The sequence below is a fragment of the Microcystis sp. M109S1 genome, assembly GCF_020247025.1.
In the GTDB taxonomy this organism is placed as follows: Bacteria; Cyanobacteriota; Cyanobacteriia; order Cyanobacteriales; family Microcystaceae; genus Microcystis.
In genome coordinates, this window is record NZ_JADBRW010000345.1 from 1 (window position 1) to 10170 (window position 10170).

The window sequence follows — 10170 nt, forward strand, 5'->3', positions numbered from 1 at the left end:
AAAACTGATAGTTTTATCGACGTAAGAAGCAGAAAAATTAGCTAAATTAACAGGATGTACTCTCAGACAATTTCAAGAGAGATAGGCTTTTAGTGGCTTGGGAACAAGCTTTATCAATTTATTCATAATAAATATTGGCAGAAGATTAAAGATTAATTATTGTGACTAACTCTTTTGATTAGAAAAAGATAAAATTGAGAATCTTCGGTCAAATTTATTGACTCAAAATCCGCTGTACTTAATTTAAATGAATCAACCCTAATTGACAAATGGGGTAGATGCTCTGAAACCATGCACGACCACTGCTTGAGATATTTGTTTTTCAGCATTGCCTTTCACGATGCTCCTCTAAATCTCTAGCTTGATTTTCTCACCTTGAGTGTGTGACTGCTCACCTCTTTGTAATAAACCTACACCTGTCAGGTGGGGGGTGTTGCCTCTTGCAAGAGTGCCTCTTGCCTCTTGCCTCGTCTCAACAAGCAATTTAAATTACGAACAGCTTAACCTATAATTGAATTGAAAATGTATGATTCTACCTGTAAATTTATCGCCCTTGAATATTCGAGAGACTTAGCCACTTGGTTACTGGGTAAACCCTTAGAATTAACAGAAATTAAACCCTCGGAATTATCCCTAGAGCCGATTAGAGCCGATACTTTGATCTTTTTGGAGTCGGAAGAATTAATCTTACATATCGAGTTCCAAACCGACCCTAAAGAAGATATTCCCTATAGAATGCTAGATTATGCCACCAGACTCTATCGACGCTATCCCCGCAAACCTATCCATCAAGTGGTTATTTATCTGAGGAAAAGTGACTCCCCCACAGTCCGACAAAATGATTATAAACAAGGGAAAACCTCTCATCAATTTGAAGTGATTAGACTCTGGGAACAACCCTCCGAACCCTTATTAAAGGCCCCCGGACTGTTTCCTTTTGCCATACTCGCTCAAGCTGAGAAACAAGAAAACTTACTGCGGCAAATTGCCCAAGAAATCGAGCAAATCAGCGATAGTCGAGAACAAAGTAATCTGGCTGCATCTACCGCTATTCTAGCCGGGTTAGTATTAGAGAAAGACATCATTCAACGATTATTGAGGAAAGACATCATGAAAGAATCAGTTATCTATCAAGAAATCTGGTCGGAGGGTTTACAAGCGGGACGACAAGAAGGACGACAAGAAGGAGAAGCTAACCTAGTTTTACGTCTATTAAATCGGCGGATAGGGGACATTTCTCCCGAATTATTGCCCAATATTCGCAGTCTTGACCTAGAACAGTTAGAAAACTTGGGAGAAGCTTTGTTAGATTTTCAGTCACTACAAGATTTAGAACAATGGCTGGAAAATTGCCGAGCAAGTTAGTACAAATAAACTAAATGCGGTCTATCCATTCCCATTTGAAGCAGGAAGCTCTCAACCACCTTGAGAGTAGTTCACACTTTAATCTATTCCGCGGTAGAGATCTGTGATGGCTAACTCTAGGTTAATACTTTGCAGGATCACCCGATCGTCTGTCTCGTAAATAGTCGTTTCCCATGTCCCCAGAGAATTACGACGACGGCATTCCACTCGCTGGATTTCTTGGGAAATTAATACATATTCTTCTAACGTTTCTATCTGTTGATAATCTTGGAATTTTTCGCCCTTGTCAAAAGCGGCCGTACTGGGGGAAAGCACTTCCGCGATCAGTTTCGGATAGCGTTTCAGATAACGATCTTGGCGATCGCGAGGATCGCAGGTAACAAAAGCATCGGGATAGTAATAAAACTGATCTTGATAGTTAACCTTGACATTACCCGAGTAAAACCGACAGTCTGTAGAGTCGCCGAAATGCAGGTTAACCAGAGCGAGTAGATTAAGGGCAATGCGATCGTGATTATCCGTACCGCCGGCCATCGCATAAACCAAACCACGTCGGTATTCATGACGGATCTGACTCTGGCGCTCGATAGCGAGATATTCTTGGGGACTGATGTAGTTGGGAACTGCGATCATAATCTCTAGGGGAAAGCCTAGTATTAATCATAGTACGAGAATGGCTTTGGCTCTCTTATTCTTTGTGTGATCAGTTTAACTTACATAGCGATCTATCTTTGTGTCCTTTGTGTCTTTGTGGTTCCTGACCCAGAGAGCCGATAAGCCAGCGCAAGAGGGCAAAATCTTGATAAACTGAGGGGATAACTATCCCAGACAATCCCCATGACCACTCACTTTATTAGTGCCGAAATCGACCTACAGGAAACCCCACAACAACTGCAGCAAGAAATCGAAAAAGAATTGGCCAAACGCGGTGAACCCTTGCGTTGGGCAATCACAGAAGTAGATACCGAGAATAATCAGGTAAAAGTCGAAGCGATTGTCACCACTGCCTCGTGAATTCTCGTCCCTATACCGCCGTACTAATTATTCCCACCGGCATCGGGGCAGCGATTGGCGGTTATGCTGGGGATGGCATTCCCGTGGCCAAAGCGATCGCCCAAGTTTGCGATCGCCTAATTACCCATCCCAATGTCCTCAACGGCGCACAACTGTACTGGCCTCTAGCCAACACCTATTATGTGGAGGGTTACGCTTTAGATCGTTTTGCCCGGGGGGATTGGGGATTAAGTCCCGTCCATCAAAATCGCATCGGGTTACTATTCGATCGCGCCATTGAATTTGACCTCTTGCAAAGACACCTTCAGGCTGCCGATGCTGTCCGGGCTACCCTGGGCTTAGATCTCACCGATTACGTTATCACCGATGCCCCCTTAAATGTGCAGTTGCGAGAGGCAGCCTCTGGGGCCAGTTGGGGAACAATTGGCAATCCCGACAGCTTGCTGCGGGGAGCAGAAAAACTGATTAAACAGGGCCGGGCAGAAGCGATCGCCATTGTTGCCCGTTTTCCCGACGATCCCGATAGCATTGCCCTGGCTAATTATCGCCATGGTCAGGGGGTGGATCCCCTTGCTGGGGCCGAAGCGGTGATTTCCCATCTAGTAGTCCGACAATTCCAAATACCGGCGGCCCACGCTCCCGCTTTAAGTCCGCTGCCCCTCGATCCGCAACTTTCCCCCAAGGCCGCAGCCGAAGAAATCGGTTATACTTTTTTACCCTGCGTTTTGGTGGGTTTAAGTCGCGCCCCCCAATTGGTCAAGCAGCCCAGTCCCGATGCTATTTGGCGCCGGGAGGTGGACGCGCTGATCGTTCCCGCCAGTGCCTGCGGATGTAGCACAGTTTTGGGTTTTTGTCAAGAAAAAACTGTACTGATTGCTGTACAGGAAAATAGTACAAGAATGAAGGTGGCCCCGGAACCTCTAGGGGTGAAAGCAATTAGGGTACACTCATATACAGAGGCGATCGGTGCGATCGTTTGTCAACGGGCCGGGGTTAGCCTAGCATCTCTTCGCCCTAATTTACACTCTTTACGCTGTTTATCCGAGAATCCGTGACTAATTCCCCTAATTCCGAATTTGATCCCCTGACACGCACACAAGTCCTCACCATTATGGCGGTAACGGCGATTATCTTGCTGGTAGTCGCCAAAGTTTGGCAATATTTCGGTGCGATCGCTATTCCCGCCATTCGCTTGACTCTCCCGGATTTCCTGTTCGGATTAGCCTTAGCGGGGGCAATTAGTGGAATTAGTGGGCTTCTATATCGTTTTTGGTCTAGTTATCGCCATAGTGCTAACGCTTACTTAGAATTAGTCATTAAACCTTTAGCTTGGCCCGATTTAATTTGGATTGGATTACTGCCGGGGTTAAGTGAAGAATTATTATTTCGCGGGGTGATTTTGCCGGCTTTGGGCTTAAATATCTTTGGTTTAACCGTTTCTAGTCTGATTTTTGGTATCCTCCATTTTAGCGGTTCCCAACAATGGCCCTATGTTATCTGGGCAACTGTTGTCGGTTTTGCCCTCGGTTATACCGTCATCATCACCGGTAATTTATTAATCCCGATCCTCGCTCATATTATCACCAATCTCCTCGCTAGTTTTCTCTGGAAATTACAGCATAGTAATCAGTAATCAGTTATCAGTTATCAGTTATCAGTGGGGAAGTTATCAGTGATCAGTAATCAGTAATCAGTAATCAGTGATCAGTAATCAGTAATCAGTAATCAGTAATCAGTAATCAGTAATCAGTAATCAGTGATCAGTAATCAGTAATCAGTAATCAGTGATCAGTAATCAGTAATCAGTAATCAGTAATCAGTAATCAGTAATCAGTAATCAGTAATCAGTAATCAGTGACTACTCCCTACTCCTGTCTCCTATAAAAAATATGGAAGTACAATTTCGCGAATTCAATCCTTTTGATGTCTGGTTTTGGCTGGAATTTTCGACGGTTCCCTCGAATATGGAACAGCAATATGTAGAAGAAGTTTTTGCCTCTTGGTTTTATTTGGGTAAATTAGGGGCTTTCAATGCCGAAAACCTACAGGTACAGGAGGTGGGAGTCGATATTAGTTATATGGAATACGATCCAGATATGGCCGAAAATGCCTTTATGTCACCGATGCACAATATGACCGATTTTGAATACTTAGGTACTTGGGGACGTTGTTGGTTTGACCTTGGTACTAGCGATCTTATTGCTTTAGATATTTTAATCAATGCCTTGACCCAATTAAGTAAGGATTTTGTCGATATTAAACGTTTAATTATCGGTGGAGAAAATCAAGATTGGCCAATTAGCGATCGCAGCAATTATCTCTTTAGCGAATAATTAGGGTTTACTGAAAAAGTTTCTTGGTGGAGTCAGTAATCAGTAATCAGTAATCAGGAGATTATTTTTATTTATTCTCCCATCTCCCCACACCCTACACCCCACACCCCAGTTAAAAACATCTATGCTTAATCTCATCTCCCTTCCAGAAATTCCCGCCGCTGCTTGGAAACGTCCTCTGGGCAAAGGTTGGGAAAAACCCTACAGCGTCCGCTATGCCAGCAATTTAGATGATGGTCCTTGGCATGGGATGCCCCTGGGAGGATTTGGGGCCGGTTGCATCGGACGTTCCCCCAAAGGTGACTTTAACCTCTGGCATCTGGACGGCGGTGAACACAGTTTTAATAGCCTTGCAGCCTGTCAATTTAGCATTTTTGAACAAACAGAAGACGGAAGCGCCCAAGCCTACGCTATGGCGACGGAAAGCCCGACGGATGGAACATTATCGCGCTGGTCGTGGTATCCAGCCGAAAAGGGAACCTATTGGTCCCTTTATCCCCGCAGTTGGTACGAGTACAAAGATGTTTTTCAGACTCAATTAATTTGCGAACAATTCTCACCGGTTTGGGCGCATAATTATCAAGAAAGTAGTTATCCTATTGCCCTATTTGAATGGACGGCTCATAATCCCACCGATAAACCGATTACTATTAGTATTATGCTGACTTGGCAAAATACAATCGGTTGGTTTACTAACGCGATTAAATCCCCAGTGGTTAAGGTGAGAGATGATGGTAGTCCCGTCTATGAATATCAATCAAAATGGGGGGAAAGTGAGGGTAATTATAATCAATGGATTGTCGATAATTTCCGCGTTGGCTGTCTAATGCGTCGGGATTACGAAAACCCCGGGGAAGGGGATGGACAGATGGCGATTGCTAGTATCACTAATCCGAGTCTAGAGGTATTTTATCTGGGTAAATGGAACCCTGCGGGCGATGGGGGCGAAGTTTGGGACTATTTCGCCATGAATGGCTCTTTACCGGATATTGAGGACGAAACCCCCGCCCAAAAAGGGGAAGAAACGGCCACGGCCATGGCGATTCGTTTTAGCATTCGTCCGGGGAAAACTCGCAAAATTCCTTTTATTTTAGCTTGGGATTTACCAGTCACCGAATTTGCCCAAGGAATTAACTATTATCGTCGTTATACGGACTTTTTCGGTCGCAATGGTCAAAATGCTTGGGCGATGGTACGCACGGCTTTAAAACACGGCGATACATGGCGAGAAAATATTATTAACTGGCAAAAACCGATCCTAGAACGCAACGATCTGGCCGATTGGTTTAAAATGGCTTTATTTAATGAATTATACCTGTTAACGGACGGCGGCACTCTCTGGACGGCAGCCACGGAACAGGATGCGATCGGTCAATTCGGAGTGTTAGAATGTATTGATTATCGTTGGTATGAAAGTCTCGATGTGCGTCTCTATGGTTCCTTTGGGTTATTGATGTTATGGCCGCGCTTAGAAAAGGCTGTGATGGAAGCTTTTGCCAGGGCAATTCCCACCCACGACGACACTCCTCGGATTATCGGTTATAACCAAGCTAGTGCCATTCGTAAGGCCAAAAATGCCACTCCCCACGATTTAGGCGCGCCCAATGAACACCCTTGGCAAAAGAGTAATTACACCAGTTATCAAGACTGTAATCTCTGGAAAGATTTAGGCAGTGATTTTGTTTTATTAGTCTATCGGGATTATTTATTAACCGGTTCAAAAGATGAGGATTTTCTGCGAGAATGTTGGCCGTCTATCGTCCTAACTTTGCAATATTTAAAAACTTTTGACCTTGATAACGATGGCATCCCCGAAAATTCTGGCGCGCCAGACCAAACCTTTGATGATTGGCGTTTACAGGGAATTAGTGCCTATTGCGGTGGTTTGTGGATAGCGGCGCTAGAAGCGGCGATTAAAATTGGTGCAATTCTTGGGGAAGATACGGCAATTTTTGCCAGTTGGTTACAACAATCTCGCGCTATTTATCATCAGACTCTCTGGAATGGAGAATATTATAATTTAGATAGTGGTAGTGGTTCTGATGTGGTGATGACTGACCAATTATGCGGTCAATTTTATGCCCGTTTATTGGCTTTACCGGATGTGGTAGAAAATCAATACACGCAATCAGCTTTAAGTAAGATTTATCAGGCTTGTTTTCTCAAGTTTCATGGGGGAAAATTTGGGGCGGCAAATGGGTTAAAACCTGATGGTACTCCCGAAAATCCCGAGGCAACTCATCCCTTAGAAGTTTGGGTAGGAATTAATTTTGGGTTGGTGGCTTTTTTGATGCAAATGGGAATGGAAAAGCAAGGATGGCAAATTACAGAAGCGGTGGTGAAACAAGTCTATGAAAATGGCTTACAATTTCGCACTCCAGAAGCGATTACATCGGTGGGAACTTTCCGCGCCTGTCATTATTTACGCGCCATGGCTATCTGGGCCATCTATGGGGTTTTGACGGAATTTCAGGGATAAATTTTCGCAGCTCTGGAGCGAGCCGGTTCTCGTCAATGGCTAAATTGTTATATTTAATTACAAACACTTACTTAACATCACTTTTATCGAAAAAATCGGGTCGAAAACTTCGCCTTAAGGCGAAAAGTTTTGGGAGCGGGGCATAAATCCCCGTTACAAAAACTGCCTCCTGCCCTCTCCTCCTGCCTTCGTTATCTAAGTTTACCGTTACCTGTTCCCTTAATCTTACTTTCAGATCGCAAATCAGCAACGACTAGGGAGAGTTTGCTGATAGCCAAGGGCTAAGAGATGACAGAGTTGGTGATATAGTAAATAAAGATCACACTTAAATCTAACCTTGCCATAGATGCACAAATCTCGAATCTGGCAACCCCAAAAATCTCCCGTCTCTAACATCAGTTTTAGCGATGAAATGAGGTAAGAATTTTGACCAAAATACTTAGCGATCGCATTGCCGTTTATCTGCTCATCGGTGGACTCCTGTTTAGAATAATCATCGCCTTGGGGCTTTATCCCGGTTACGATGAAGCCTATTATTATGTTTACAGCCATAATCTGGATTGGAGTTATTTCGATCATCCGCCAATAGTAGCGATTTCCACGGGTTTTGGGACTTGGATCACGGGATTAGTCAATCAATTTACGATTCGCTTCGGTACTCTCCTCCTCTATACTGGCAGCCTCTGCTTGCTATATCTGACCGCTTTAAAATTGTTCAGTCTGCCGGTCGCCAGAATGACTTTAGCGATCGCCACTCTTATCCCCATCTATGGGATCGTCTTCGGGATTCTTTCGCAGCCAGATAGTCCTTTAATCTTTTTTTGGTCATTAACAGTCTATTTAGCTGCCCAAGAATTCTGGCCAATTCGGGAAAAAAACTATCATCCTAGCTATCGTCTCGCTTATATTGGACTTGCCGTAGGATTGGCGGTTTTAAGTAAATATCACGGCTTTATTTTGGGCTTTGGTTTAGTTTTATTTTGTCTGACCACTCCCCGCTATTGGCCTGTATTTAGATCGCCCTGGTTGGGATCAGGATTTATTCTTTTTTTGATAACTTTATTGCCGATTATTTACTGGAATATTAACCATGATTGGATTTCCTTTCGCTTTCATTTAGAAGACCGTTTTTCTGGAGAACCGAAAACCTTTAATATTCTCGGTATTCTCTCGGTTGTTGGCATTAGTATCGCCACGATGTTTCCACCTTTCGGTCTGCCGATGTGGTGGGTGACATTTAAAAGCTTTGCCGAACAAATTCCTAATTTTATCTCGAAAAAAAGATTTTTTCATCGAGAAGAAGAATCACTAAAAAAATGGTTAATTCTCTCGGTTTCTCTGCCTTTAATCCTGGGAATGCTTTATGTGGGTGCTTCCCATTATCTCGCCCCTAGTTGGATTTTACCCGGGTTCTGGTCCTGCACAATTTTATTAGGAGAAAAGGCCACTACTTGGCAGCAATCTTCTCGAATCTGGGTAAAAAGATGGTTATGGGGGTCAGGAATTTTTATCGTTACTGTTTTATCTATAGCAATGCTTCACGTTACTTTTGGCACTTTCCAAAAACCTAGTCAATACGCAATTTTTGGGGGAATTATTGCCCCAGAACAGGACCCTTCTCGGGAAATTGTCGATATCGATCAACTGCGCCAAGGCTTTGCTAATTCTCCCGAATTATTAGCACTCTTAAAAGATTCTAGCTTCGTTTTTACCCATAATTTTTATGTGACCGCATGGCTAGATATGGCCCTTTATCCCCTAGTTCCTATTCCCGTCACCTGTTTTAACAATGATCAAAGGGGTTATCAAATTTGGTTTAATCCTCAAGAATGGATCGGTAAAAATGGTTTATTAATTACTACGAATAGTTCTCTAGAAAGACCGGAAATAATCGATCGCTACCGTCCCTATTTCCAAGATATAACTAAAGTAGCTGTCATTCCGATCAAGCGCGGTGGTGTCGCCATCGAACAATTTCATGTTTACCAAGCTAAAGGACTAATTAAAACTTATCCTTAAAGCAGTTATCATTTATTAGCGGGTTCCTATCTCCTGAATTTTGTAACCTTTTTTACTTTTTACTTGATAAATATGTCCATTCATCGAGTGCGTATTGCTAGAGATAAAGGGGAATTTGTCCAGTCCTTAGTTAATTTTAATCAGGGAATTGGACCCTTTCAAACCTATGCTGATGTCATCGCTTTTGCGGCGGCTTTAGGGGTAAAATATCAGGAGAGGGTGGCGATAGAAAATGTAGCGAAGGAACCCTCACCTATTAACCTAGAAATTTTTATTTCTCGTGGCTACGATACCCTAATCAAATTATTGGCAGTCAATGAATTCCAAGACACGAAAATTCTTTCTCCTCATCGGGTAGATTCGGAAGCTTTGCGAGTGACAATTTTCGAGGAATATGCCAACGCTGGTTTAGCAAGATTAGAACGAGAATTGCGCGGTGCGGTGGATTATACTGAAAGATTATTGTTAATTATCAGTCAAGAACGTTTTCGAGAAATTACTGCCACAACGGAATTCGATTTAGGCAGATTTTTGTAGTAGAAATCTTAGTTAGGGTATGCTGAAAAAGTTTTTCGGTGGTGGTAGGGTGTGGGGTGTGGGGTGTGGGGTGTAGGGTTTTACCCGTTTTCAGGTGGTCAACTACCTAATTTTCAGGGAAAAAGTACCTGAATTTTCCCCCCGATCACCCCAATGGCTGGCACTTTTTGAGGGAAAAAAAGTCTAAAAGTCTTATCCAACAAGGTTTTTAGATTTATTCGGCAGACCCTACTTATCAGTGTAGTTTGGTATGCGCTTTTTTCTCATCGAAAATTTTGGGTCTGAAACCCCGTCGTTCTAGGTTGGCTTTACCGTTAAATACTAGCGCATTTACCAAATATATGCTAAAATGTGAGACATGGAAAAAGCCTATTCGTTTCGATTTTACCCCACACCAGAACAAGAGTCGCTATTGCGGCGCAC

General features: G+C 43.3%; 10 protein-coding genes. 9 read left to right on the top strand and 1 reads right to left on the bottom strand.

The window, feature by feature from the left end:
- The first annotated feature begins 522 nt into the window (after positions 1–522).
- Entirely contained in the window at positions 523–1365 is an 843-nt protein-coding gene (locus IM322_RS17365; protein WP_287674042.1) for an Rpn family recombination-promoting nuclease/putative transposase, read from the top strand.
- Between the two features lie 78 nt (positions 1366–1443).
- Here IM322_RS17365 and IM322_RS17370 read toward each other — a convergent pair whose 3' ends face one another.
- Positions 1444–1998 carry a Uma2 family endonuclease gene (locus tag IM322_RS17370; RefSeq protein WP_287078365.1) on the bottom strand — a complete coding sequence of 185 codons (555 nt, stop codon included), beginning with the start codon at positions 1996–1998 and terminating at the stop codon, positions 1444–1446.
- 204 nt (positions 1999–2202) lie between these two features.
- On the opposite strand from IM322_RS17370, the gene IM322_RS17375 reads away from it, so the two are divergent.
- The 8 genes from IM322_RS17375 to IM322_RS17410 form a co-directional block, all read left to right on the top strand.
- Positions 2203–2379, top strand: coding sequence for a DUF8621 family protein (locus IM322_RS17375; protein WP_002734354.1), 177 nt, complete (start codon positions 2203–2205; stop codon positions 2377–2379).
- The gene (locus IM322_RS17380) at positions 2376–3434 is read left to right on the top strand and encodes a DUF3326 domain-containing protein (protein ID WP_287674045.1); all 1059 of its coding nucleotides are present in this window, start codon (positions 2376–2378) and stop codon (positions 3432–3434) included. The genes IM322_RS17375 and IM322_RS17380 overlap by 4 nt, the downstream gene beginning before the upstream one ends.
- Positions 3431–4012, top strand: a complete 582-nt coding sequence (locus tag IM322_RS17385) for a CPBP family intramembrane glutamic endopeptidase (protein ID WP_004163182.1) — start codon at positions 3431–3433, stop codon at positions 4010–4012. The genes IM322_RS17380 and IM322_RS17385 overlap by 4 nt, the downstream gene beginning before the upstream one ends.
- A 256-nt stretch (positions 4013–4268) precedes the next feature.
- Positions 4269–4712 carry a DUF3531 family protein gene (locus tag IM322_RS17390; protein WP_079206944.1) on the top strand — a complete coding sequence of 148 codons (444 nt, stop codon included), beginning with the start codon at positions 4269–4271 and terminating at the stop codon, positions 4710–4712.
- Positions 4713–4836: 124 nt separating this feature from the next.
- Positions 4837–7191 carry a GH116 family glycosyl hydrolase gene (locus IM322_RS17395; RefSeq protein WP_287673163.1) on the top strand — a complete coding sequence of 785 codons (2355 nt, stop codon included), beginning with the start codon at positions 4837–4839 and terminating at the stop codon, positions 7189–7191.
- A 426-nt stretch (positions 7192–7617) separates the two neighbouring features.
- On the top strand, positions 7618–9210 hold the full coding sequence (locus tag IM322_RS17400) for an ArnT family glycosyltransferase (protein WP_287673161.1): 1593 nt from the start codon (positions 7618–7620) through the stop codon (positions 9208–9210).
- Between the two features lie 72 nt (positions 9211–9282).
- Entirely contained in the window at positions 9283–9747 is a 465-nt protein-coding gene (locus IM322_RS17405) for a DNA phosphorothioation-associated protein 4 (protein ID WP_079206955.1), read from the top strand.
- A gap of 358 nt (positions 9748–10105) precedes the next feature.
- On the top strand, positions 10106–10170 hold a 65-nt coding region (locus IM322_RS17410), incomplete at its 3' end, for a helix-turn-helix domain-containing protein (protein ID WP_155117941.1).